Source organism: Nonomuraea zeae (assembly GCF_005889725.1).
Classification (GTDB): domain Bacteria; phylum Actinomycetota; class Actinomycetes; order Streptosporangiales; family Streptosporangiaceae; genus Nonomuraea; species Nonomuraea zeae.
Genome location: NZ_VCKX01000004.1, coordinates 13,703 through 38,496, shown reverse-complemented (window position 1 = coordinate 38,496; position 24,794 = coordinate 13,703). Strand labels below are relative to the sequence as shown.

The window sequence follows — 24,794 nt, the reverse complement described above, 5'->3', positions numbered from 1 at the left end:
CCGCTGCACGGCTGCCGAAAGTTTCAGAGGGCCTTTCTCCTGCAAGAAGCCATGTGAGGTGCACGGATCGGCTGGAGGGTGCCGAAACCTTTTTGCGGATTCTTGACATATTTCGGATGGGTTTCCACACTGGGTCCTCGAGGCGGCCTCCCCTGCCCGGTCGGTGGACCACGGCGGGGTGCGCTGCCTCCGACACCCTGGTGGTTCTGCGTCCCATGAGGGGTGCGGCGTCGATCCGGCGGGGGTGTGTCTCAGCGTTCGCTTCGTGATTCAGTAAAGGAAGCTCAGGCATGCGCACAAACGCCTTACCCTCGCCTGGAACTCGACGATCCGCCAGCGGCTTCCGCCGGATCGTGGCCGCCGGTGTTCTCGGCTTAGTGGGTACGATCGCACCGCTGGCGTTGTCGGTTCCCGCCGACGCCGCGGAGACCACGCTCGGTGCGGCGGCCGCACAGAGCGGGCGTTACTTCGGCACCGCGATCAACTCCGGAAAGCTTGGCGACTCGGCCTACACGACCATCGCCAACCGCGAGTTCAACATGGTGACGGCCGAGAACGAGATGAAGATCGACGCCACCGAGCCGCAGCAGGGCGTCTTCAACTTCACCAATGCCGACCGCGTCTACAACTGGGCCGTGCAGAACGGTAAGCGGGTGCGCGGGCACACCCTGGCCTGGCACTCCCAGCAGCCCGGCTGGATGCAGTCCCTGTCCGGCAGCGCGCTGCGCCAGGCGATGATCAACCACATCAACGGCGTCATGGCCCATTACAAGGGCCAGCTCTACGCCTGGGACGTGGTCAACGAGGCGTACGCCGACAGCGGCGGCGGGCGGCGCGACTCCAACCTCCAGCGCACCGGCAACGACTGGATCGAGGTGGCCTTCAGGACCGCCCGAGCCGCCGACCCGGGCGTCAAGCTCTGCTACAACGACTACAACATCGACAACTGGACCTGGGAAAAGACGCAGGGCGTCTACAACATGGTCCGCGACTTCAAGTCCCGCGGCGTGCCGATCGACTGCGTCGGTCTCCAGGCGCACTTCAACAGCGGCAGCCCCTACAACAGCAACTTCCGCACCACGATTTCGAGCTTCGCCGCCCTCGGCGTGGACGTCCAGATCACCGAGCTGGACATCCAGGGGGCCTCGGCCACGACTTACGCCAACGTGGTCAACGACTGCCTGGCCGTCGCCCGCTGCAACGGCATCACCACCTGGGGCGTCCGGGACAGCGACTCCTGGCGCTCCGGCGACACTCCGCTCCTGTTCGACGGCAACGGCAACAAGAAGCCTGCCTACACCTCGGTGCTCAACGCGCTCAACAGTGTGAGCCCGAACCCCGACACCACCCCGCCGAGCACGCCGGGCACCCCGGCCGCCTCCAACGTGACCTCGTCCGGCGCGACGTTGACGTGGAGCGCCTCCACGGACACCGGTGGTTCGGGCCTGGCGGGTTACAACGTGTACCGGGAGCAGGGTGCGAGTGACACGCTGCTGGGTCAGTCGACCACCGGCTCGATCACGTTGACCGGGCTGACCGCCGGCACCCAGTACCAGGTGTACGTGCAGGCGCGGGACGGCGCGGGCAACGTGTCTGGCAACTCCCAGATCGTCACCTTCACCACCCAGACGGGCGGCGGCACCGACACCACGCCGCCGAGCACGCCGGGCACCCCGGCCGCCTCCAACGTGACCTCGTCCGGCGCGACGTTGACGTGGAGCGCCTCCACCGACACCGGTGGTTCGGGCCTGGCGGGTTACAACGTGTACCGGGAGCAGGGTGCGAGTGACACGCTGCTGGGTCAGTCGACCACCGGCTCGATCACGTTGACCGGGCTCACTGCCGCCACCCAGTACCAGGTGTACGTGCAGGCGCGCGACGGCGCGGGCAACGTGTCGGCGAGCTCGCAGACCGCCACCTTCACCACCCAGACGGGCGGCGGCACCGGCGGCTCCTGCACCGTGGCCGCGACCACGCAGACCCAGTGGCAGAACGGCTACGTCATCGACCCGGTCCGGGTGACGGCGGGCAGTTCGGCGATCAGCGGCTGGACGGTGACCTTCACCCTGCCGGCCGGGCACACCGTCACCGGCTCCTGGAACGCCGCGCTGACCGTGAGCGGGCAGACCGTGACGGCCAAGAACGTGGGCCACAACGGCAACCTCGGCCCGGGCGCCAGCACCGCCTTCGGCTTCCAGGTCAGCCGGCCGAACGGCAACACCTCGCTGCCGAGCGGATACACCTGCGCCTGACAGCTGTTCATCCCCTGGCCCAGCCACCCCGCACCGGGCGTGGCCGGGCCAGGGGCCTGTCCGGGGACGAACCACGGGACGTCCGCACCGGTCGTACAGTCACCGGCTCTTGGCCGTGAACGTCAGGTGAGTGACGCCCGAGGGCGTCGAGACCGCCTCTATGTGGTACGCCTCCTCCAGCGACTCCAGGCCGTCCCAGATCCGGACACCGCGGCCGAGCACGATCGGGACCTGCACCAGGTGCATGTGATCGACGAGCCCCTCGGCGAGGAAGTCGCGTATCACCGAGGGCCCGCCGCCGAGACGCACGTCCTTGCCGCCGGCCGCCTCGCGGGCCTTCTTCAGCGCCTCGGCGGGGGAGGCGTCCAGGAAGTGGAACGTGGTGCCGCCCTCCATCTCGATCGATGGCCGTGGCCGGTGGGTGAGCACGAAGACCGGCGTGTGGAACGGCGGGTTGGCGCCCCACGCGCCCTGGTAGCCGGGGTCGTCCTGCCAGCCGGGCGGGCCGAACTTGCCGGCGCCCATGATCTCGGCGCCGACGCCGGGAGTGTGCATCGCGGCGAACGTGTGGTCGGCGCCGCCGCTGCCGCCCCGGCCGCCGCCCATCTCGTGCCAGAACCGGGTGGCGAACATCCACTCGTGCAGGCGTTCACCGGCGTGCCCGAACGGGGCGTCAGGAGCCTGACCGGCACCCGTGGCGAAGCCGTCAAGCGAGATAGAGAAGTTGTGAACTCGTACGTCCGACATCAGATTGCTCCATCACTGGTGTGCTTCCTGGTGAGCACCAGCATGACCCAATAGATATATGACGTCTAATGCTAATATTTCGGCAATTGCATCGATATTGTCGATGAATGCTCAACCTGATCCATCTCAAGGTTCTGGCCGCGCTGGCCCGGCATGGGTCCGTGACCGAGGCGGCAAAAGAGCTGCATTATTCGCAATCGTCGGTCAGCCACCATTTGGCACGCCTGGAGGCGGCGGCCGGCGCCAAGATCGTCCAGCGCGTCGGCCGCGGGATCCGGTTGACCCCGGAAGGGCGGCTGCTGGCCATCCGGGCCGCCGAGATCGTGGGACGGGTCGACGCGGCCACCAACGAGCTGGCAGCACAGGTCGGCTTGCAGTCCGGACAGGTCCGCCTGGCCGCCAACGCGTCGGCGCTGAGCACGATCGTGCCCAAGGCGGCCGTCACGCTGGCCCAGAGCCACCCGGGACTCGAGCTGATCCTGATCGACCGTCACCCGGTCGAAGCGCTGCAGATGCTGCGGCACGGCGAAGCCGACCTCGCGCTCATCTTCCAGCACGCCGCCGCCCCGCTTGAGGAAGAAGAGGGATTCCGCCTCGTCCACCTCTGCGACGACCCGATCTATCTCATCAGCCGGCAACCCGGCGACAGCATCGCCAACCATCGCCACTCCGCCTGGATCGGCGGTTGCCGGCGCTGCCAGGACGAGCTGATCGCCGTGTGCCGGCAGGAAGGCTTCACCCCGCGCATCGCATCGCTCAGCGACGACATGGTCGTCGTCCAAGCCCTCGTGGCTGCCGGCAAGGGCGTCACCACCCTGCCCGGGCTCGCGCTCCAGGCCCACCGCCGGCCCGACATCCACGCCACCGAGCTCACCGGCTCCCTGCGCCAGATCTACGCCGTCACCTACGGCGAACCACCCGACCCGCCCGCCGTCGCCGCCGTTCTGGCGACTCTCGCCGAGGTGGCCAGGTGAGCGACGTCGGATCGCGGCTCTCGATGTGATCGAGGTCGCCCGGGGGTCGGCCCCCGCCTCAGGAGGCCGGCTCGGGAGCGTGCCCGTCGCAGACGGCGACGCCGACGGTCGTGTCGCTCTGGCCGTAGTAGGCGAGCCACCTCCCCTGGAAGCGGACCTTCGACGAAGGTGACGTTCGCGACCATGCCGTGGGTGTCCTCGAAGCTGGTGGGCCGGAGCCACGGCTCCGTCGTGCGGGCCACGACCGTCGCCGGGTCGTCCAGGGCGACCGCGATCTGCCCGCAGCCGTAGCGGACGTCGGCCGGCGAGGACGCGGTCGCGCCGTTGGTCAGGAACAGCAGCAGGCCGGTGGACGTGGCCGCGTGGATGGTGCCTTCGCCGCACCACATCCAGTACCGGCCGTCGATCGGCTCAGGGTGGATGACCCCGGCCTTGCTCCACGGCCGGTCAGGCCCGTACGGCAGGGTCGCCCAGGTGTTGAAGCCGGGGAAGAGCGGGCCGTGCTTCGTCCAGGCGCGCAGGTCGGCCGACGTCGCGAGGCACAGCTGCGCCTGGGCCCCGTCGAAACCGGCGTAGGTCAGGTAGAACGTGTCCGCCACCCGCGTGATGCGGCACGCGGCCCACCGGTTCTTCACTCGCCGCTACCGGGAGCTTCGCGACATCCTCGCCCGCAGCCGTCGACCTCGAGAACGACCTCGACCGCCGTCCTGGACGGATCCTCCGGACACCACCGGCGTGCCCTGGCTCATGAAGCGGTCAGCCGGGCACCGGCCCGGTCAGGGGCGCGTTCCACAGGCGCCGCAGGTTGTCGATGGCGGAGATGTCCGGCAGGTCCTTGGGCCGGCGGGCGGATGCCTTCCACGCGAGGACATCGCCCAGCCGCATGAACGGGATGCCGTCGATCAGGTCGGCGGTCTCGATCAGGTAGTGCGTCGACCATCCGGGTGTCCAGCAGTCCACGAACTCGATGGCGAACGCCGGATGGTTGATCACTTGCCCGTGGCCGGACGGGGCCGTGGTGGGCGCGACCCCGAGGGCGAGGGCGATGCCCCATGCGGCGCCCCGGGCCAGCACGTCCAGGTCGCCCATGCAGCTCCGGAGATTGCGCACGTACAGGACGGCGGAGCCGCACACGACGTAGTCGCCGTGCGGGAGCTTCAGCCGAGCCAGCTCGGTGAACAGGCCCGCCGGGTCGGTCACCAGGGTGCGCGGCCGGGCCACGGCGGCCGGATGCCGCGGCGGCAGATCGGCGCGGAGCCGGTACATCATGCGTTCGTCCTTCCGGCTCAAGGGGGTGTGCCATCAACGGGTTCGCGCGGGCAAGACGAGGCCGGGCGGCCCTTTCGCTCACGGCCGCCCGGCCGTCGTCTCTCGTGGGCAGGGGAGTCAGCTCACCGTGCGCCGTCAGTCCTCCCAGGCGCAGATGACGTACGCCGTGACGCTCCAGTCGTTGTCGTCGCCGTGCATCTCGGCTGTCTCGACCCGCGACAGCGTGTTGATCGAGTAGAAGCCGTCGAGGACGATCCCGCCGCGGAGGCCGCCGTCGATGTCGAACCCGCTCCCCAGCGCGACCTGCCGGTCGCCGGCACCGCCGCAGGCGGCTTCGACCCTCTTGGGCTCGGCGTTGCTGGGACTGGTCTCCGAATAGAGCCACAGCCCAGGCGGCGGCTCGTCGGCGCAGGTCGCGAAGACCCGCAGCGACCAGTCCGCGTTGTACGTCGTCGCCTTCTCGTTCGCGGCCCCGTACACGCTGTTCAGCGTCGGGATGAGGGCGCCCATCCTGGCGCCCCCACGAGCGCCTTCGAGCTCGTATCCGCTGCCCAGCAGCCACTCGCCGGGCTCGCAGGTGACGGTCATCTCGTGGTACGGCGGTGAGGAGTGCGAGGTTTCCAGGGAGCGGGTGCGGATGGCGCCGTGCACGGAGCCGCAGACCGCCCACGCCGTGATGGTCCACGAGTTCCCGGTGGAGTTGCCCTCGACGCCGAACACCTTGACCTTGTCGGCGCTCGGGATGATCTCGTCGATGACGATGTCGCCGCTGACGCTCGCACCGGGTGCGTCGCCGATCCAGGCGCCCCCGCTGAGCACGTGCGTCCCGCCGGGGCAGGTGGCCTCGGCGCCCTTGTCGTCGGAGGACCACTCGCTGGTGTCCGACGCGTGGGTGTAGTTCGGGATGTCCGCGGTTGACGCGCCGGCCGGGACGGCCATGAGGACGGCGGCCAGCGTGGTGAGGAGTAGCGCGGCAGCCGCCCGGCTGCGTCGTGCTGCAATGGGCATAGTGCCCCTTCTGGTGGGCGGGATCGCGGGCTTCTCCCCGATCTACGGGGAGCGCGATTCCTGTCGTCCCCACCATCGCCGCCGGCCGTTGATCTCTCTGCGCACAACGACCCACCGGCTTGGTGTCCCTGCGCACAGCGCGGCCGGACCGGCAGCGGCATGATTGACGTCTGGCGAGGGAGACTCCGGCTCGGCCGCCGCGATCAGTCCTGCCGGCCCGCGGACCAGGTGCCGGGCTCGGCGAGCTCGATGATGTTGCCGAGGTTGTCGGTGACGAACGCGATGCGCTGACCGATCGCCGCGACCTCCATGGGCCCGCCGATCAGCTCCACACCGAGGTCGCGCAGCCGGGAGACGGTCATGTCGAGATCGTCGACGGCGAGGCAGAAATGGTGCAGGCGCGACGGGTCCATGCTCGTCAGGACGTCACCGGCCGGCGCCTGGCGGGTGGCCGCGCCCGCGAGGAGCTCGATCTTGACGTCACCGCTGACGATGAAGACGAACGTGCTGCCGTGGGAGTCGAACCGCTGGTCGACGGCGAAGCCGAGCTTGCCCGAGTACCACTCGATGGTGGCGTCGAGGTCCTCGCGCGTCACGCTGAGGCCGACATGGTCGTGAGAGAAGGAAGTGCTCATGCGATCGACGGTCGCAGGCGGTCGGGAGCGTAACCAGAGACGGATCGACGGTAGGAACCCGCGTACCACCGTCAACCGGCCTCAGCCTGGGGGGCACCGGCGCGAAACGAGGCCAGGAACATCCAGCTGTCCGAAAATCACGTCTTATGTATGCAAAAACCTTGCTACGAAGCCGTGATATGCCCATAATCGGGGCATTCGGCGGGAGGATGTATGCATGTCCGTCATAGATGATCTCAGAGCCCTGATACTCGGCGGCCGGTACGCGCCCGGCGACCGGCTGGGCGAGGTCGAGCTCGCCCAGCTGCTCCAGGTGAGCCGTACCCCGGTGCGCGAGGCGCTGCGCCACCTCCAGGCCGAAGGGCTGGTCGAGGTCACCGCCAACAAGGGCGCCAGGGTCGTCGAATATCCGGCGGCGGACCTGGAGACCATCTTCGAGCTGCGGGCCAGGATCGAGGGTCTGGCCGCCCGGCAGGCCGCCGTGACCGCCACCGACGAGGACGTGGCGCGGCTGCACGAGGTGGCCGTGGCGCTCGGCGAGCACGCCGGGCGGCGGGAGCTCGACGCGGTCTACCGGCTGAACGCCGAGTTCCACCAGGACCTGGTGCGGCTGGGTGGCAGCGCCGTGCTCGCCCAGTCGATCAGCGCGCTGGTCCACTCGCCCATCCTGCTGCGCACCTACAGCGCCTTCGACGAGGAGGCGATGCGGCGCAGCGTCAACCATCACATCGAGATCGCGGCAGCCGTACGGGCCGGGGACCCCGAATGGGCGGAGGCGGTCATGCGGGCCCACCTGTTCTCGGCCCGCGCGTCTCTGCTCGGACCAAGGAAGAGGGCATGACACATCTCCCGTTGGACGACGTCCGGGTCATCGAGCTCGGCCAGCTGCTGGCCGGGCCGTTCTGCGGGCAGCTGCTCGGTGACTTCGGAGCAGAAGTGATCAAGGTGGAGGATCCGGGCCGCGGCGACCCGATGCGGCAGTGGGGCAGGGAGAAGCCGCACGGCAAGTCGCTGTGGTGGCCCGTCGTGGCGCGCAACAAGAAGTCGGTCACCTGCGACCTGCGCACCCCGCAGGGCCAGGACCTGCTCAGGAAGCTGATCGCCGAGGCCGACGTGCTGCTGGAGAACTTCCGGCCCGGCACGCTGGAGCGCTGGGGCATGTCGCCGGACGAGCTGCACGAGATCAACCCCAAGCTGGTGATCACCCGGGTCACCGGGTTCGGGCAGACCGGCCCGTACGCGCCGCGCGCCGGCTACGGGTCGATCGGCGAGGCCATGGGCGGCATCCGCTACGTCACCGGCGACCCCGGCCGGCCGCCGTCGCGGGCCGGGATCTCGCTCGGCGACTCGCTGGCCGCCACCCATGCGTGCGTCGGCACGCTGGTGGCGCTGCACGAGCGGGACCGCAGCGGCCGCGGCCAGGTGGTCGACTCGGCGATCTACGAGGCCGTGCTGGCGATGATGGAGTCGCTGCTGCCCGAGTGGCAGCAGGCCGGCTACCAGCGCGAGCGGACCGGCCCCGTGCTGCCGAACGTCTCGCCCAGCAACGTCTACCCCACCGAGGACGGCGACGCGGTCCTCATCGCCGCCAACCAGGACAGCGTCTTCGCCCGGCTGGCCCAGGTCATGGGTGCCAAGGAGCTGGCCGGGGACGAGCGGTACGCCACCCACGGCGCGCGCGGCGAGCACATGGAGGAGCTGGACGAGCTCATCGCCGGCTGGACCGCCGGGTATCCGGCCGACGAGCTGCTGCGGCTGCTGCACGACGGCGGCGTGCCGGCCGGGCGGATCTACACGGCGAAGGACATGTTCGCCGACCCGCACTTCGCCGCCCGCGAGGCCATCGTGCGGGTGCCGCATCCGGACTTCGGCGAGGTGGCCATGCAGAACGTGGTGCCGAAGCTGTCGGGCACCCCCGGCCGGGTGCGCAGCGTGGGGCCCGCGCTCGGCCAGCACAACGAGGAGGTCTACGGCGGCCTGCTCGGTCTCTCCCCCGAGGAGATCGCCGGCCTTTCCACGGCCGGAATCATCTAGAAGCGAGGAACCCCCCATGCGCTATCGGCTCGGGGTGGACGTCGGAGGGACGTTCACCGACATCCTTCTCATTGATCAGGAGTCAGGGCAGACCTACCGCGCCAAGACTCCGTCCACTCCCCATGACCAGTCGATCGGCGTTCTGGCCGGCGTAGAGAAGGCGTGCGCGGTGGCGGGCGTCTCCCCGGGCGAGATCGGGGAGATCCTGCACGGCACCACCGTCGCCACCAACGCCATCCTGGAGGGCAAGGGCGCCAGGGTGGGCCTGGTCACCACGGCGGGTTTCCGCCAGGTGCTGCAGATCGCCCGCTCGTTCGTGCCCGGCGGCCTCGCCGGATGGATCATCTGGCCCAAACCGGAGCCGCTCGCCGCGCTGGAGGACACCGTGGAGGCCGTCGAGCGGGTCGCCGCCGACGGCTCGGTGGTGACGCCGCTGGACGAGGACGACCTGCGGGCGAAGCTGCGGACCCTGCGCGGCGTCGAGGCGCTGGCGGTCTCACTGATCAACTCCTTCGCCTTCGACGGCCACGAGCGCCGCATCGCCGAGTTGGCGGCCGAGGAGCTGCCGGGCGTGCCCGTCTCGATCTCCTCCCAGGTGCTGCCCGAGCTGCGCGAGTACGAGCGGACCGTCACCACGGTCGCCAACGCCTACGTCCAGCCGAGGGTCGCCACGTACCTCGACAACCTGGGCTTCGACCTGTACGTGCTGCGCAGCGACGGCGGCCTGGCCTCCCGGGCGAACGCCAAGGCGGCACCGGTCAACATGCTGCTGTCCGGCCCGGCGGGCGGGGTCGCGGGCGCGACCTGGGTGGCGGAGCAGGCCGGTTTCGCCGACTTTCTCACCTTCGACATGGGCGGCACCTCCACCGACGTGGCACTCGTCCAGGACGCCCGGCCGCGGGTCGGCCGCGAGACCAAGGTCGGCGACCTCACCGTCCGCTCGGCCTCGGTGGACGTGCGGACCGTCGGCGCCGGCGGCGGGTCGATCGCGCACGTGCCCGAGCTGACCCGGGCGCTGCGGGTCGGCCCGCAGTCGGCGGGCGCCGAGCCGGGACCGGCCGCCTACGGCAAGGGCGGCACCGACCCCACCGTCACCGACGCCAACGTGGTGCTCGGCTTCCTGCCGTCACGGCTGGCCGGCGGCGAGATCGTGCTGGACCGGGAACGGTCCCGCGAGGCCGTGTCGCAGGTCGCCGAGGCGATGGGGCTGCCGGTGGAGGCCGCCGCGCAGGGCATCGTCGACATCGTCAACGAGAACATGTTCGGCGCGCTCCGTCTCGTCTCGGTCCAGCAGGGCTTCGACCCGCGCGAATTCGCGCTGGTCGCCTTCGGCGGGGCCGGTCCGCTGCACGCCAACGCGCTCGGCCGGCTCACCGGCTCCTGGCCGGTCATCATCCCGCCATCGCCCGGTGTGCTGTGCGCGTACGGCGACGCCACCACGTGCCTGCGCGACGAGGCGGCCAGGACCAGCATCAAGCGCTTCTCCCAGCTCACCGACGACGAGCTGTGGCAGATGCTGGCCGAGCTGGCCGAGCGGGCCGCCGCCACCCTGGAGGCCGAGGGGGTGGGCCGCGCCGACCAGGCCGTCACCTACCAGGTCGACGTGCGCTACCACGGCCAGGGCTTCGAGATCCCGATCGACCTCGCCCTGGACACCGGGCTGGAGGCGCTGGGCAAGGCGTTCGACGCCGAGCACGAGCGGCTGTTCTCGTTCCTGCTGAGCAACGAGCACGAGATCGTCAGCGCCCGCGCCTCGGTGAGCGGACCGCGCCCCGACGTCCAGCCGGTCCGCCTCGCCCAGGGCGGTCCCACCGCGGAGCCCGTCGACAAGCACGAGATCTGGATCGACGGCGGCTGGGCCGAGGCCTCGATCTACGACCGCGGCACCCTGCTCGCGGGCAACCGGATCGACGGGCCCGCGATCGTCACCGAGATGGACTCCACCACGCTCGTCCTGCCCGGCCACGTGGCCGAGGTGCACGAGAGCGGCAGCCTGCTCATCCGGCCACTGGAGGCATGATGGCCCAGATCATCCAGACCACGACGGCGCCCCCGGCCGAGATCGAGGTCGACCCCGTCACCCTCGACATCATCGAGAACGCGCTGCGCAACGCCCGCTACGAGATGGACGAGGTGCTCTTCCGCACCGCCCTGTCGCCGGGCATCCGCGAGCAGCACGACGAGTTCCCGCTCATCGCCGACCCCGAGGGGCGGATGGTCGCGGGACAGTTCGGCCTGTCGATTCCGGCGCTGCTCGACCGGTTCGACGGGACCGTGGAGGAGGGCGACGTGCTGCTCACCTCTGACCCGTACTCCTGCGACGGCGCGATCAGCCACGCCAACGACTGGCTGGTGGTCATGCCGGTGTACGTGGACGGCCGGGTGGTCGGCTGGGCCTCGATGTTCGGCCACATGTCGGACGTCGGCGGCAAGACCGCCTGCTCGATGCCCACCGACGCGCGCACGATCTTCGAGGAGGGCGTGGTCATCCCGCCCTTCAAGCTGTACGCCAAGGGCGTGCTGAACGAGGACGCGCTGCGGATCATTCTCAACCAGGTGCGCCGGCCGGACTGGAACCGGGCCGACCTCAACGGGATCGTGGCCGCGTGCCGCACCGCGGGGCGCCGGATCCAGGAGCTGTGCGCCCGTTTCGGCGCGGACACGTACACCTCGGCCCTGCAGGCGTTGCTGCGGCGCAACCACGACGCGATGCGGACGCTGCTCACCACCCTGTTCGCGGACGGCGAGACCCTCACCTTCACCGACTACATCTGCGACGACGGCGTCGGCAACGGCCCGTACGAGCTGGTGCTCTCGCTGACCCGGACCGGCGACAAGGTGCTGCTCGACTTCACCGGCAGCTCGGAGCAGGCCGAAGGGCCGATCAGCTACTACCTGAACGAGAACCTCGCCCGGATGTTCTTCGGCATCTACCTCATCACGGTGGCCGACCCGCAGATCCTCTGGAACGACGGCTTCTACCCGCTGATCGACGTGCGCATCCCTGACGGCAGCTTCTGGAAGCCGAAGTACCCGGCCGCGCTCAACGCCCGCAACCACGGCGTGGGCCGGATCTTCGACCTGTTCGGCGGGCTGCTCGGGCAGAAGACGCCCGACCTGCTGAACGCGGCCGGCTTCTCCTCCTCACCCCACTTCATGTACGCGGGCGAGGGGTTCCAGCTCTACTCCATCGGTTTCGGCGGCATCCCCGGCCGGCCGATCGGCGACGGGCCCGACGGGCACTCGCTGTGGCCGTCGTTCACCAACATCCCGTGCGAGTTCCTGGAGTCGTACTACCCGCTCCGCGTCGAACGCTGGGAGACCGTCGCCGACAGCGGGGGAGCGGGCCTGCACCGGGGCGGCAACGGCGTGGACGTGGCGTACCGGTTCCTGGCGCCGGGCACCATCGCCATCCACGACGACCGCTGGCTGACCTACCCGTGGGGGGTCAACGGCGGCGAGCCGGGCGCGCGCGGCCGCAAGTGGATCGACCGGGCGGACGGCCGTAAGGAGATCCTGCCGAGCAAGGTGCACGACGTGCCGGTCCGGCCGGGTGACGTGCTGCACTTCGTCACCTGGGGTGGCGGCGGCTGGGGTGACCCGCTGGTGCGCGACCCCGCGCTGGTCGGGCTGGAGGTGCGGCGCGGCCTGCTGACGGCGGCGGGCGCCCGCCGCTACGGCGTGGTCTGCGCGGCCGACGGCACGGTGGACGAGGCGGCCACCGGTGACCTGCGGGCGGAGCTCGAACGCACGAGACCGGAGCCGAAGGTGTTCGACATGGGCCCGCCGATGGCGGAGATCCTGGCCCGCTGTGAGGAGGAGACCGGCCTGCCCGCCCCCCGGCCCCCGGCCAGGGCGTGAACCCGTTCGACGGGACGCTCGCGTTCGGCGAGCGTCCCGCGCTCATCCTCATCGACCTGATGCGGGCGTATTTCGAGCCCGGCGCGGACCTGTGCATGGGGTCGCGGGACTGCCTGGAGAGCGCCGCCCGGGTCCTGTCCGCGGCCCGCGCCTCGGGCGTGCCGGTGATCCACACCCGGGTCGCGTTCGGCGCGGGCAGGCTCGACGGGGGGCTGTTCTACCGGAAGGTGCCGCCGCTGCGGCACCTGGCCGGCCCGCTGGGCGAGCTGATGCCGGAGGTGGCGCCCGCCGGGAGCGAGGTCGTGATCGTCAAGCAGTACGCGAGCGCGTTCTTCGGCACCACGCTCGCCTCCACGCTGACCGCGCTGCGGGTGGACACGCTGCTCATCGCGGGCGTGTCCACCAGCGGGTGCGTACGGGCCAGCGCGGTGGACGCGGTGCAGCACGGCTTTGTCCCTGTGGTGATCCGCCAGGCGGTCGGCGACCGGGACCCGGGGCCGCACGAGGCGAACCTCTTCGACATCCAGGCCAAGTACGGCGAGGTCTGGGACGAGGAGGCCGTGCTGCGCCGGCTCTGACACCGCCGCCCTGGACGCCAGGAGCACCGTGACCGTCCTCTCAGGACGGGAAATCGCCCGCCCGCCCGAGCAGGGCGGGCAGCGGCGCGCCCAGCCGTTCGCCGATGAACGCCGCGGCCACGGTCAGCTGCCGCAGGTCGACTCCCGTACGGATCCGCGACCTGCGCAGGGCGTAGGCCAGGTCCTCGGTGGCGATGTTGCCCGTCGCGGCCGGTGCGAACGGGCAGCCGCCGATTCCGCCGCTGCTGGCGTCCAGGGCGCTCGCGCCGGCCTCGACGGCGGCCAGCGCGTTGGCGTACCCGGTGTTGCGGGTGTTGTGGAAGTGGAAGCGCAGCGGCAGGTCCGTGACCGCCCGCACCGCCTCGACCAGGCGGCGCACGTCGGCGGGCACGCCGACGCCGATCGTGTCCGCCAGCGCGATCTCGTCCGCGCCCGCCTCGGCGCAGCGCCGCACCATCGCGGCCACGTGGTCCGGCGACACCTCGCCCTCGAAGGGGCAGCCGAACGAGGCGCCGACCGTCGCGGTCACCCCCAGCCCGGCGGCGTGCGCGCGGGCGGAGATGGCGGCGAAGGAGTCGAGCGCGCCGGCGATGGTCATGCCCTGGTTGCGCTGGGAGAAGGTCTCGGTGGCGACCACGGTCACGTTGACCTCGTCTACGCCGGAGTCCAGAGCCCGCTCCAGGCCACGCTCGTTGACGATCAGCCCGATGTAGCTGAGCCCGTCGCGCCTCGGCACCCTGGCCATCACCTGCTCGGCGTCCGCCATCTGGGGCACCAGGCGAGGGTGGACGAAGCTGACCGCCTCGATCCGGGCCAGCCCGGCGTCGGCCAGAGCCGCGATATAGGCGACCTTGTCGTCGGTGCCCACGAGGACGGACTCGTTCTGGAGCCCGTCCCGTGGGCCGACCTCGACGAGGTTCACTTCGGAGGGATGCATGTGTCCTGGATATCAAATTGTATGCAAAAGATCCAGAATATGGAGGGCGTAGGGCTTGATCTGGAGCTTGTGCATACAATCGCGCGGAACCGTTCCTCATCCGGCCGTGCGGTCGAGGCTGGCGTCCTGGCGGGCCAGGAGCTCCTCATGGGTGCGAGCAACGCGTGCCGCGAGGTCTCCTCACGTGGGAAACGTGGTTTCCGAATAAGAAACGTGATTCGTTGACGGGAAACGCTGTTTCCCCCACGATGGGCCCATGTCCAGCACTGACGATTACGTCGAGATCCCCATGGCGGGGAGGGCGACGCGGCGGGTACGGCTGGCCGCCGCGGCGCCCTTCGGCTGGTGGCCCGCGATCTGCGTCGCGCTGATCGCCCTCGTCGACCGGGTGGAGTTCAACCTGATGGCGGGGGCGCTGGCCGGCATCCAGCGGGATCTCGGTTTCGGCGACACGGCGGGCGGCGCCATCGCGACCGCCGCCGCGCTGGCCGGCATCGTGCTGCTGATCCCCGCCGGACGGCTGGCCGACCGCGGCCGCAGGACCTGGACCCTGGCTCTGGTGGTGGCCGTCTGGTCCCTGCTGACCCTGGGCAGCGGGCTGGTGACCTCGTACGCGACGCTGTTCGCCGTGCGGCTGCTGCTCGGCGGCGCGGGGCTGCTCTACAACCCGGCGGCCTCCAGCCTGCTGGCCGACTACTTCCCCGGCAGCAGCCGGACCCGGGCGTTCTCGCTGGAGCGGCTCGGCTATTTCACCGGTCTGCCCGTCGGCATCGTGGCCGGCGGGGCGCTGGCCGACGCCTACGGCTGGCGGACCATGTTCTTCCTGGTCGCGGTGCCGGGCATGGTGATCGCCCTGCTCTGCCTGACCCTGCGCGAGCCGCAGAGAGGCACCGGTGACCGCATCGAGATGCTCCGGACGGGCCGGCGGCTCCAGCTCGCTCCCGCGCCGGAACGCCGCGGCTCGGTCCTGACCGAGATGCGGGAGCTGCTCCGGATCAGGACCCTGCGCGCCATCGCGGCCGGGCTCGGCACGGTCTTCTTCGGGCTGGGCGGGCTGATGTTCTGGCTGCCCACCTTCTACCAGCGCACCTTCGACCTGCCCGTCGGCGTCGCCTCGGGGATGGCCGGCGGCGTCGGGCTGCTCGGCATGGTCGCCGGCAGCGTGCTCGGCGCCCGGCTCGGTGACAAGGGGCACCTGGTCAGGCCGGGCTGGCGGGTGAGCGTCGGCTCGTGGGGGCTGCTCGTCGGCGCGCTCGCCCTGGCGGGCGCGGCGATGCTGCTGGTGCTGCCCGTGCAACTGCTCTGCCTGGCCCTCTCCACGGCCGGGTTCCTGGTGGCCATCCCCAACCTGACCGCCGCCACCGCCGACGTGGTGCCCGCCACCCGGCGGGGGCTCGGGTTCGCGCTGCTGCAGTTCCTCATCTCCCTGGCCGGCTCGGCGGGGCCGCTTCTGGTCGGCGCGTTCTCCGACGCCACCGGCTCGCTGCGCTGGGCCTACGCCATTCTCGTGATCCCGCTGCTGGTGGGCGCGGTGCTGGCGTTCCGGGGCAGAGCCAGCCTGGAGGACGATCGGCAGGCCGCCGTCGCGGCCCTGCGGTGATCACGCGGGGGAGCCCGCCGTCCACCTCGTCCGCGAGGCCGTCGCCGCGCCCGGCCGTACGCGAGCCGGGGCGCGGGCACGCGTGGACGATCCGGGCGCACGGCAGGGGAGTGGTCCCGAAGTGTTAATCATGCTTTTGCGGATCATCTCGTCTATTTGCACCTAAGGGTCGGTAAATATGACGGTGTCTGTCGCATCTCCAAGGAGGCTCTGTGCGCGCTCCGCAGCGGCTCGCCGCCGTCCTGGCGGCCATCGTGACCCTCGTCGCCCTGGTCGGCATCACCCCGGCCGGCGCCACCGTCTACAACTCCTGCACGATCGCCAGGTGCGCCGACGCGCGCTCGGCCGACGCGATCTGGGAGTCCAAGGGCTACCCCACCTCGAGCAACTGGTACTCCTGGCCCGACGGCAGGTACAACTACACCGGCGGGCGCTTCTACAACCGGGAGGGCCAGCTCCCCGGCGGCGCTACCTACTATGAGTACGACGTCTACTCCCGGTCCCGTGGCGCCGCCCGGGACGCGTACCGGATCGTCGTCAACCGCAGCACCGGCGTGACGTGGTTCTCGCCCAATCACTACACCGACTTCTACCGGCTCTAGGGATCTGCGATGACCTCACGTCCGCTGCCGTCCTGGCTGACGGTGTCCACCGGCCCGGCCCCGGCGGTGGTGGACGGGAGGGCCTGCCGTGCCCGTACGGGCTTCTTCGAGGAGGTGGCACGGGCGCTGCGCCTGCCCGACTACTTCGGCCGCAACTGGGACGCGCTGACCGACTCGCTGCGCGACACGGGACCGGTCGCGCTGGTCGTGGAGCACGCCGAGGAGCTGCTCGTCGCCGAACCACCGGCGCAGTTCGCCGCCATGCTGGCGGTTTTCGCCGGCGCGGCGGGGGACGGGCTGACGCTCGCCCTCCACACCGACCCCGCTCACGAGGAGCCGCTCAGGCGGCGAGTCACCGCCGCTCTGTCGTGACAGGCCCCCCCGGCCTTTCAATAGCTCTTTAGCAGAGCTAACATTCTGGGTATGGGGACCGACGACCTTCCCGAGACGCTCGCGGGGCTTCTGGCCGGCATCCACCGGCTCCTGCGGCGCAACCTCCGCCACGGCCTCGAAGAGCCGCACCTGCGCGGCGCCGAGGTGGAGTTGCTCCGCCTGGTGCGCGCGAACCCCGGCATCGGCGTCTCGGCGGCCGCGCGCGAGCTGCACCTGGCGGGCAACTCGGTCTCCACCCTGGTCAACCAGCTCACCAAGCGCGGCCTGCTGCGCAGAGAGACCGGTCAGGACCGCAGATCCGCCTGCCTGACGCTCACCCCCGAGGCCGAATCCCGGCTGACGCGGTGGCAGCAGCGGCGGATCGCGCTGGTCGCGGAGCAGCTCGACAGCCTGCCCGAGCAGGACAGAGCCGCCCTGGAGGCCGCGATCCCCGCGCTACGCAGGTTCGCCGAGGGTTTGGAGGCGAATCTCGATGAGCGATGACGCATTGACCTGTACGGGCCTGCGATATTCCTTCGGCGGGACCGAGGCGGTCGCGGGCGTGGACCTGACCGTGACGCGCGGTGAGATCTTCGGCCTGCTCGGGCCGAACGGGGCGGGCAAGACCACCGCGATCCGCTGCGTCACGACCCTGCTGCCCGTGCCCGAGGGGATGGTCAGCGTGTTCGGGCACGACGCCGCGCGGGACAAGATGCGGGTCCGGCGGCTGCTGGGCTACGTCCCGCAGCAGCTGTCGGCGGACTCCGGGCTGACGGGCCGGGAGAACGTCGCGCTGTTCGCGCGCGTCTTCGACGTCCCCAGAAAGGAGCGCGGCGAGCGGGTGGCGCGGGCGCTGGAGTCCGTGGGGCTGGCGGAGGCCGCCGACCGGCTCGCGGCGACGTACTCCGGCGGCATGGTCAGGCGGCTGGAGCTGGCGCAGGCGCTGGTCAGCGCCCCGAAGCTGCTCATACTGGACGAGCCCACGATCGGGCTCGACCCGATCGCGCGGACCGGGGTCTGGGAGCACATCAACGCCGTCTGCGCCGAGACGGACATGACCGTGCTGGTCACCACGCACTACATGGACGAGGCCGAGCAGTACTGCGACCGGGTCGCGCTCATGCACAAGGGCACGATCAGGGCGCTGGAGACGCCCGCGCGGCTCAAGGAGCAACTCGGCGCGAACGCGACGCTGGAGGACGTGTTCCGCGAGGTGGCGGGCGGCGGCCTGACCGAAGAAGGGGGAGGTTTTCGTAGTGTCCGTAGCACCCGTAGGACGGCTTCCCGCGTCAGTTGAGCCGCTGCGCACCGGCTGGTCGCGCACGGTCGCGATGTGCGTGGTGGAGCTGCAGAAGATCCGTCACGACCGGTCCGAGCTGTACACGAGGGCCATCCAGCCCGCGCTGTGGCTGGTGATCTTCGGGGAGACGTTCACCAGGATCCATCTCATTCCCACCGATGGCATCCCGTACCTGGACTATCTGGCCCCGGGCATCATCGCGCAGTCGGCGATGTTCATCTCGATCTTCTACGGCATCCAGATCATCTGGGACCGCGACGCGGGCATCCTGACCAAGCTCCTGGTCACGCCCACCCCGCGGGCGGCGCTGGTGGTGGGCAAGGCGTTCGCCGCCGGGGTGAAGGCGGTGATCCAAGCCGTCGTCGTGCTGCTGATCGCCGCCCTCCTGGGCGTCGGCATGACCTGGAACCCGCTGCGCCTGCTCGGCGTGGTTGCCGCCGTCGTGCTCGGCGCGGCCTTCTTCTCCTGCCTGTCGGTCACGATCGCCGGCATCGTGCTCACCCGCGACCGCCTCATGGGCATCGGGCAGGCCATCACGATGCCGCTGTTCTTCGCCTCCAACGCCCTGTACCCCACGGCGGTGATGCCGGGATGGCTGCAGGCGGTCAGCGCCGTCAACCCGCTGTCGTACCAGGTCGACGCGCTGCGCTCGCTGCTGCTCGGCACGGGGGGCCACCTCGGCCTCGACTTCCTGGTGCTGCTCGTCGCGGCGGCGGCCGGGATCACGGCGGCGTCCCTCCTCCTGCCCCGCCTGGCACGCTGAGCGCGAGCGCGTCCCGGGCGGTCCTCGCTGCCGAGGCCGGGCCGCACGCCGCGCACGGCGGTGCGTACGGCGGTGCGTACGCGCGGCGGCCTCGGCGGGCTTCACCCGCGCGGGACGGGCGGCACGAGCCGCATCAGGAGGCCGACACCGAGAAGCTGTTCGTGACGAAGTCCATCCCTCCGCTTGAGGAGGTGATCTCGTAGCCGAACTGCACGTCGCCGAGGGTCACGTCCCCCATCCAGCCGTTCGTGCGCAGCCAGTTGAGCACGGCCTTGACGTCCACGGTGCCGGAGTTGGCGTTACCGGTTCTGACGAACGAGAAGACCTGGTTGGCGCCGTTGCTGCCGCGGTAGACGTCCCAGCTGTGGCCGCCCACGGTGGCGCCGGTCTGGCGGGTGCCGAGCGGGCCTACCGCGCCGCGCTTGTTCATCCAGAGCATGATCTCGTACGCGTGTCCGGTGTCCCAGATGTCGTACGCCGTCGCGTACGATCCGCCGCCGGGCACCGTGACGTTGAACCTGCTGGTGACGCTGCCGAGGGCGCTGATGCGCTTGCCGACGTACTTGGTGGCGTTCGGGTACGACTTGACTCCTCCGGTGTTGGGGTGGTTCGCCCACACGCCCCAGTTGCTGTAGGAGTTCGCCCAGATCGTCTGGGGGCCGGCGCCGCTGCCCCAGATGTTGTTGTAGAGCGTGTAGCCGCCGTTGGACCAGGTGCCCCATCGGTCGGTGGAGGACCAGGTGGCGGCCAGGGCCGGTGGGGCGAAGAAGCCGACGACGAGCGCCAGCACGCAGACGGGCACGGCGGAACGTGCGATCTTGCGCATGGTGGGTCCCTTCTGCCGATGACAGTTCGTTAGTTTGGATAGAGTCCAAACTAAATAACAGCCCCACTGTGTGCTTGCTGACTCACCCAGTCAATCCGGCGTGAAACTTTCGCCGGTCGGCTCCCGGGTCCTTCGGTGGAGGGCCGAGCGACCTGGACCCTCCGATGTCGATAACCGAATGTTGGCATTCCGCTACCCTGCGTCGAAACCGTGCCCGATGATGCTTTCGTGGAACTCAACGTCGTGGCTCCGATCCTCAGCGCCGTGATCACTTCGGTCCCGGGATTCCTCGCCTGGCGGGCGGCTCGTGCCTCCGCCGAGGCCGCAGCCGTTCTCACCCGCATCGAAGAGCGGCGCTACCACCACCAGCACGCGCCGCAGCTCGTCATCACCTGCACGCCCCAGCAGGGCGAGACGGCCCTGCTCACCGTGCGCCTCGATGGGCCGGACCTGCTCGACCGGGTGAGCGTCCACCCGATGATCCGCGACGACAGGCCGGTCACCGCCCGGCCGGGCGGAGTGCCGCAGGAGCAGCTCGACACGGTGATCTGGGGCCCCTACCGGTTCCGTCCCGGGGTGGACGACGCGCCGCCGTCAGGACGCGAAGTCAAGGAATTCGCCATCGAGGTGGGCCACACGCACCAGCTGCTCCTGGAGCGTACGCTGCCGCCGCACTGGGCCCAGCCGGCGGCCTGGCGGCAGGACTATCACGACGGCCCGGTGCTGCTGCGCCTGCGTTGCGCCAGCGAAGGCTTCTCGCCGTGGACGATCAACGCGGAAGTGCGAACCGACGGCATTCCCTTCCGGTGCGCCTAGCCGCCGGTCGTTGCCCGGCCCCGGTGTTCCGGAGCCGGGCGCGCGGAGACCGGCGAAGCCGCGACGCCGGATCGGCCCGGCGGCTCCACGCCCGCGTCAGGCGCGCGGTGCGCGGGCGGTGACCGTCAGGTGCGCGGTCCGGGGACGGTGACCGTCAGGAGCGGGGTCCGCGGACGGTGACCGTCAGGGTGCCGGTCACCGGGGCCTGGCCGGGCGTGCGGACCGTGAGCGTGCCGGTGTGCTTTCCCGGCTCGGCGAAGGACCTGCCCGACGTGACGCTGAAGGAGTCGTTGACGCGCATGCCGGGGATGCTCGCCTGCCGGGCCGTGACCGGCGTCGGGTGCTCCACGGTGCCGTCGCTCCAGGTGATGACCGCGTCGAGCTCGGCCGGGGACCGGCCGGGGGCGGTGACGGTCCAGGTCGCGCCGGTGGGCCGGCCGGCCTCGGCGGTCACCGGCGGGCCCAGGATCTCCACGCGCCACGGCACGCCGGCGGTGGGGAAGAAGTTGGTGCCCTGCACGGTCAGCCGTCCGCCGATCTTCGACAGCCGGGTCGTGAAGCCGGTGTAGTCGCGCTGCGCCTGAGGGGTCCAGCCGACCTCGGCGGTGGCGATGAGACGCGGGTAGGAGTAGTACTGCGCCTGCGCGAGGCGGCGGATGAACTCGCCCCACAGCGCCGACTCGACGCCCAGCACGCTGCTCTCCCGGATGCCGGGGATGTAGGTGCCGGGGTCCCAGTTGTAGTGGCGGTCGAGACCGCAGACCCCGCCGCACGCCCAGGTGCCGCCCTCCGGCTGACGGGGGTCCTGCTTCTGCGGCACGTACGTGTTGGCCGCCGGCGACAGCACGACCTTGGCGCCGCGGTCGTTCACGGCGCCGGCCACGGCGGCGCGGTCGCCGTTCCAGAACTGCACCACGGCGTTGTCCTGGGGCAGCGCGGTGCCGGTGTACTCGTTCCAGCCGACGACGGTCTTGCCGAGTGCGTGCACGCGGGCGGTGAAGGCGTCCACCATCTTGACGTAGTCGGCGTGGCTGGTGACGTGCGCCTCGTCGCCGCCGGTGTGCAGGTACGGGCCGGGGGTCATGGCGGCGATCTCGGTCAGCACGTGCTCGGCGAACTCGTAGGTGACCGCGCTGTTCGCGTCGAAGGAGGAGTAGCCGACGGAGCCGGTGCCGTTGTGCGGGACGGTCGTCTCGCCCGCCGCGGGCCGTGGCCGGGAGCCCGCGGTGTTGAGCTGCGGGATGGAGTGCAGCGCCGAGTTGACGTGACCGGGCATGTCGAACTCGGGGATCACGGTCATGCCGTTCTCCCCGGCGTAGCGGACGATCTCGGCGTAGTCGGCCTTGGTGTAGAAACCGGTGATGCCGGGCTCGGTGCCGCGCTCGGTCATCGCGGTGCCGCCGCCGACCCGGGTGAGCAGGCCGTAGTCGATGCCGGACGGGCTGACAGGCGGGTTGCCTACGGCGATGCGCCAGCCCTGGTCGTCGGTCAGGTGCAGGTGGAGCCGGTTGATCTTGAACGGGGCGGCGGCGTCGATGGCGGCCTTGACCTCCCCCACCGGGTAGAAGCTGCGGGCGACGTCGAGCATCATGCCCCGGTGCGCGAAGCGCGGGTAGTCGGTGATCCGCACGGCGGGCACGGTCCACGCGGTGTCGACGACGTCTTTCGACTCGATCCACTGCGGGAAGAGCTGGCGGAGCGTCTGGACGCCGTTGAGCGCGCCGTTCGGGGTCGCGGCGCGCAGGCGGATCTCGGCGGCGGTCACCGAGAGCGTGTAGCCCTCGGCCTCGTGGCCCTCGGGGCCCTTGCTCGCGCCGACCTCGACGACGATCGGGGCGGGTCCGGAGCCGTGCGCGGCGACCTTCAGCTTCTGGCCGGTGGCGCGGCGCAGCAGCCTGGCCAGGTAGCCGGCCGGCGCCTGCGCGCCGTCGCCATCGGCCAGGATGCGGGTGTTCGGGTGCAGGGTGAACGGGGTGGCGCCGGTCTCGGTGACGGACACCGGCTGCGGGATCAGGCCGAGGGTGGGCTCGGGGGCGGCGGGCGGCCCGTCCCAGATCTCGAAGGCGGAGATCGAGTAGCCGTAGGCGCCCCATCGCTTGCGGCCCTGCACGCGCACGTACCCGACGGGCTGGTCCGAGCGCACGTCGATGACGTCGGTGCGCGGGCAGGTGTCGCGCTCCAGCGCGGCGACGTCGGTCCAGGTACGGCCGTCGGCCGAGGTCTGCAGGACGAAGTCGCGGGCGCAGGCGTTCGGCCAGTGGAGCGTCACGTGGTCGACCGCGGCCGGCCGGGCGAGCTGCACCTGCACCCAGTTGTCGTCCTGGTACTTGGACGACCAGCGGGTGGCGGTGTCGCCGTCGTTGACGTGGGCGGCCACGAAGTCGGCTCGGTCCAGTTCGACGCTGGACGCGGTGGCCGTGCCGGTCCGGGCGAGGTCGGACGGAGGATCGGCGGCCCGGGCGGCGGGCGCCGGGACCAGGAGCACGGCCGTGAGCGCGGTGGCCGCGAGGGTCGCGAGGGGGCGGCGCATGGGACTCCTTCTCTTGGGGGGCGTGAGCGCTCAGTGTGGCCACGCCTGACGATTTAGGTCAATAGACGGGAATAAAAAACGCCCAATTGCCCGCCAACTCCTCTTGTGATCTCATCAGCTCGCCGTTTAACGTAAACGCTCTGTACTAAATGGCGATCGGAGCATGAGTGACCAGTCCACGCAACGTCCTGTTCCTGATGACCGACCAGCATCGGGTGGACACCCTCGGCTGCTACGGCAACCCGGTGATACACACGCCCGCGCTGGACGGCTTGGCGGCGGAGGGCACGCGCTTCGACCGGTTCTACACGCCGACCGCGATCTGCACCCCGGCCCGGGCCTCGCTGTTCACCGGGCTCCACCCGTTCAGGCACGGCCTGCTCGTCAACCCCGAGCGCAACGGCGGCGGCCGCGACGAGGTCGCCGAGCAGCACCCGGTCATTTCCGAGCCGCTGCTGGCCGCGGGCTACAACATGGGCCACGTCGGCAAGTGGCACATCGGCCGGGAGCGCGGGCCCGAGCATTACGGCATGGACGGCGAGCACCTTCCCGGAGCGCTGAACCCCTTCCACCACCCGTCCTACGAGCAGTGGCTGAAGGAGCGGGGGCATCCGCCGTTCGCGGTGGAGCGGGCCGTCTTCGGCAAGGCCGCGAACGGCACCGGCCGCGGCCACCTCATCGCCGGGCGGCTGAAGCAGCCGGCGCAGGCCACGGTGGAGGCCTTCCTCGCCGACCAGACGCTGGAGCTGCTGGAGGGCTACGCCCGCGACTTCCACCGGTCCGGCCGGCCGTTCATGCTGTCCTGCCACTGGTACGGCCCGCACCTGCCGTATCTGATCCCGGACGAGTACTACAGCATGTACGACCCGGAGCGCGTGCCGTTGCCGGCGTCCATGGCCGAGACCTTCGACGGCAAGCCGGAGGTGCAGCGGCGCTACTCGGAGTACTGGTCGGCCGACCACTTCGACGCCGCCGGCTGGCGCGAGCTGATCGCCGCCTACTGGGGCTACGTGTCCCTGATCGACGCCCAGATCGGCCGCCTGCTGTCCGCGATGCGCGAGCTGGGCCTGTGGGACGACACGGCGGTGATCTTCACGGCCGACCACGGCGAGTTCACCGGCGCGCACCGGCTCAACGACAAGGGCCCGGCCATGTACGAGGACATCTACCGCATCCCCGGCATCATCCGGGTGCCGGGCGCGCCGGCGCGCACCGTGGACGCGTTCGCCACGCTGATCGACCTCAACCCCACGATCCTCGACCTGGCGGGGCTGCCGCCCCAGGAGCCGTGTGACGGCGAGAGCCTGCTCCCGCTGGTCTCCGGCGCGCCCGCCGAGGGCAGGGACTCGGTGACCACCGAGTTCCACGGCCACCACTTCCCCTACTCCCAGCGCATGTACCGGGACCGCCGCCACAAGCTGGTGTTCAACCCCGAAGGCGTGCACGAGCTGTACGACCTGGACAGCGACCCGCACGAGCTGCGCAACGTCTACGCCGTGCCCGCCTACGCGGAGGTCCGCAGGGACCTGACCGTGCGGCTCTACCGGGAGCTGCTGCGCCGCGGCGATCCCGCGTACACCTGGATGAGCTACATGGCCGACATCGGCGAGGGCCGCGCCCCCGACGTGGACGGCGTCGCGGACGAACTGGTCTGAGGCCGTCCCGTCATCCCCCCGATCAACGAGAAAGG

The 24,794-nt window shown here is 70.7% G+C and carries 23 protein-coding genes; 15 read left to right on the top strand and 8 right to left on the bottom strand.

All coding sequences use genetic code 11. The annotated features are described in order from the left end of the window. The first annotated feature begins 377 nt into the window (after positions 1–377). A complete protein-coding gene (locus tag ETD85_RS65450) occupies positions 378–2,252 on the top strand; it encodes an endo-1,4-beta-xylanase (protein WP_240778807.1) in 1,875 nt (624 codons plus the stop codon). A gap of 99 nt (positions 2,253–2,351) precedes the next feature. Here the strand turns inward: ETD85_RS65450 and ETD85_RS02190 are convergent, their stop codons facing one another. Beyond that, positions 2,352–2,999: a dihydrofolate reductase family protein gene (locus ETD85_RS02190; RefSeq protein ID WP_138687874.1), complete on the bottom strand. Its 648-nt coding sequence runs from the start codon at positions 2,997–2,999 to the stop codon at positions 2,352–2,354. Between the two features lie 107 nt (positions 3,000–3,106). Between ETD85_RS02190 and ETD85_RS02185 the strand changes: the two genes are divergently transcribed. After that, on the top strand, positions 3,107–3,973 hold the full coding sequence (locus ETD85_RS02185) for a LysR family transcriptional regulator (protein ID WP_138687873.1): 867 nt from the start codon (positions 3,107–3,109) through the stop codon (positions 3,971–3,973). Here the strand turns inward: ETD85_RS02185 and ETD85_RS02180 are convergent. The 4 genes from ETD85_RS02180 to ETD85_RS02165 form a co-directional block, all read right to left on the bottom strand. Further along, positions 3,904–4,608 carry a glycoside hydrolase family 130 protein gene (locus ETD85_RS02180; protein WP_206058031.1) on the bottom strand — a complete coding sequence of 235 codons (705 nt, stop codon included), beginning with the start codon at positions 4,606–4,608 and terminating at the stop codon, positions 3,904–3,906. The two genes, ETD85_RS02185 and ETD85_RS02180, sit on opposite strands and share 70 nt — an antisense overlap. 121 nt (positions 4,609–4,729) lie before the next feature. Next, positions 4,730–5,242: a hypothetical protein gene (locus ETD85_RS02175; protein ID WP_138687872.1), complete on the bottom strand. Its 513-nt coding sequence runs from the start codon at positions 5,240–5,242 to the stop codon at positions 4,730–4,732. 135 nt (positions 5,243–5,377) lie between these two features. Next, positions 5,378–6,250: a hypothetical protein gene (locus ETD85_RS02170; protein ID WP_138687871.1), complete on the bottom strand. Its 873-nt coding sequence runs from the start codon at positions 6,248–6,250 to the stop codon at positions 5,378–5,380. A gap of 203 nt (positions 6,251–6,453) precedes the next feature. Next, entirely contained in the window at positions 6,454–6,885 is a 432-nt protein-coding gene (locus tag ETD85_RS02165) for a VOC family protein (protein WP_138687870.1), read from the bottom strand. Between the two features lie 217 nt (positions 6,886–7,102). On the opposite strand from ETD85_RS02165, the gene ETD85_RS02160 reads away from it, so the two are divergent. The 5 genes from ETD85_RS02160 to ETD85_RS02140 are packed head-to-tail and all read left to right on the top strand — an operon-like array spanning position 7,103 to position 13,358. Continuing rightward, entirely contained in the window at positions 7,103–7,726 is a 624-nt protein-coding gene (locus ETD85_RS02160; protein WP_138687869.1) for a GntR family transcriptional regulator, read from the top strand. Further along, positions 7,723–8,919 (top strand): CaiB/BaiF CoA transferase family protein, encoded by a 1,197-nt coding sequence (locus ETD85_RS02155; RefSeq protein ID WP_138687868.1) that lies wholly within the window; start codon positions 7,723–7,725, stop codon positions 8,917–8,919. The genes ETD85_RS02160 and ETD85_RS02155 overlap by 4 nt, the downstream gene beginning before the upstream one ends. Before the next feature lie 16 nt (positions 8,920–8,935). Continuing rightward, entirely contained in the window at positions 8,936–10,939 is a 2,004-nt protein-coding gene (locus tag ETD85_RS02150) for a hydantoinase/oxoprolinase family protein (protein ID WP_138687867.1), read from the top strand. Beyond that, entirely contained in the window at positions 10,936–12,780 is a 1,845-nt protein-coding gene (locus tag ETD85_RS02145; RefSeq protein WP_240778805.1) for a hydantoinase B/oxoprolinase family protein, read from the top strand. The genes ETD85_RS02150 and ETD85_RS02145 overlap by 4 nt, the downstream gene beginning before the upstream one ends. Then, complete coding sequence (locus ETD85_RS02140; protein ID WP_138687866.1) at positions 12,777–13,358, top strand: isochorismatase family protein; 582 nt, start codon at positions 12,777–12,779, stop codon at positions 13,356–13,358. Before ETD85_RS02145 ends, ETD85_RS02140 begins: the two co-directional genes overlap by 4 nt. 40 nt (positions 13,359–13,398) lie before the next feature. Here ETD85_RS02140 and ETD85_RS02135 read toward each other — a convergent pair whose 3' ends face one another. Further along, positions 13,399–14,295, bottom strand: a complete 897-nt coding sequence (locus ETD85_RS02135; RefSeq protein WP_138687865.1) for a hydroxymethylglutaryl-CoA lyase — start codon at positions 14,293–14,295, stop codon at positions 13,399–13,401. 256 nt (positions 14,296–14,551) lie between these two features. On the opposite strand from ETD85_RS02135, the gene ETD85_RS02130 reads away from it, so the two are divergent. The 6 genes from ETD85_RS02130 (at position 14,552) to ETD85_RS02105 (ending at position 18,932) form a co-directional block, all read left to right on the top strand. Then, positions 14,552–15,895, top strand: coding sequence for an MFS transporter (locus ETD85_RS02130; protein WP_138687864.1), 1,344 nt, complete (start codon positions 14,552–14,554; stop codon positions 15,893–15,895). 212 nt (positions 15,896–16,107) lie between these two features. Then, positions 16,108–16,497, top strand: a complete 390-nt coding sequence (locus ETD85_RS02125; protein ID WP_138687863.1) for a ribonuclease domain-containing protein — start codon at positions 16,108–16,110, stop codon at positions 16,495–16,497. 9 nt (positions 16,498–16,506) lie between these two features. Continuing rightward, on the top strand, positions 16,507–16,869 hold the full coding sequence (locus ETD85_RS02120) for a barstar family protein (protein ID WP_138687862.1): 363 nt from the start codon (positions 16,507–16,509) through the stop codon (positions 16,867–16,869). A gap of 51 nt (positions 16,870–16,920) precedes the next feature. Then, positions 16,921–17,373 carry a MarR family winged helix-turn-helix transcriptional regulator gene (locus ETD85_RS02115; RefSeq protein ID WP_138687861.1) on the top strand — a complete coding sequence of 151 codons (453 nt, stop codon included), beginning with the start codon at positions 16,921–16,923 and terminating at the stop codon, positions 17,371–17,373. Next, positions 17,363–18,166 carry an ABC transporter ATP-binding protein gene (locus ETD85_RS02110; RefSeq protein ID WP_138687860.1) on the top strand — a complete coding sequence of 268 codons (804 nt, stop codon included), beginning with the start codon at positions 17,363–17,365 and terminating at the stop codon, positions 18,164–18,166. Before ETD85_RS02115 ends, ETD85_RS02110 begins: the two co-directional genes overlap by 11 nt. Continuing rightward, positions 18,126–18,932, top strand: coding sequence for an ABC transporter permease (locus ETD85_RS02105; RefSeq protein WP_240778803.1), 807 nt, complete (start codon positions 18,126–18,128; stop codon positions 18,930–18,932). The genes ETD85_RS02110 and ETD85_RS02105 overlap by 41 nt, the downstream gene beginning before the upstream one ends. A 133-nt stretch (positions 18,933–19,065) precedes the next feature. Here ETD85_RS02105 and ETD85_RS02100 read toward each other — a convergent pair whose 3' ends face one another. Further along, positions 19,066–19,758, bottom strand: a complete 693-nt coding sequence (locus tag ETD85_RS02100; RefSeq protein ID WP_138687859.1) for a glycoside hydrolase family 12 protein — start codon at positions 19,756–19,758, stop codon at positions 19,066–19,068. Between the two features lie 228 nt (positions 19,759–19,986). Here ETD85_RS02100 and ETD85_RS02095 point away from each other — a divergent pair, with 228 nt between their 5' ends. Continuing rightward, positions 19,987–20,574 (top strand): hypothetical protein, encoded by a 588-nt coding sequence (locus tag ETD85_RS02095; protein WP_138687858.1) that lies wholly within the window; start codon positions 19,987–19,989, stop codon positions 20,572–20,574. Between the two features lie 154 nt (positions 20,575–20,728). On the opposite strand, the gene ETD85_RS02090 is transcribed toward ETD85_RS02095, so the two are convergent. Then, positions 20,729–23,104, bottom strand: coding sequence for a family 20 glycosylhydrolase (locus ETD85_RS02090; protein WP_138687857.1), 2,376 nt, complete (start codon positions 23,102–23,104; stop codon positions 20,729–20,731). A gap of 167 nt (positions 23,105–23,271) precedes the next feature. Between ETD85_RS02090 and ETD85_RS02085 the strand changes: the two genes are divergently transcribed. Then, positions 23,272–24,759 (top strand): sulfatase family protein, encoded by a 1,488-nt coding sequence (locus ETD85_RS02085; RefSeq protein ID WP_240778801.1) that lies wholly within the window; start codon positions 23,272–23,274, stop codon positions 24,757–24,759. Positions 24,760–24,794: the final 35 nt, after the last annotated feature.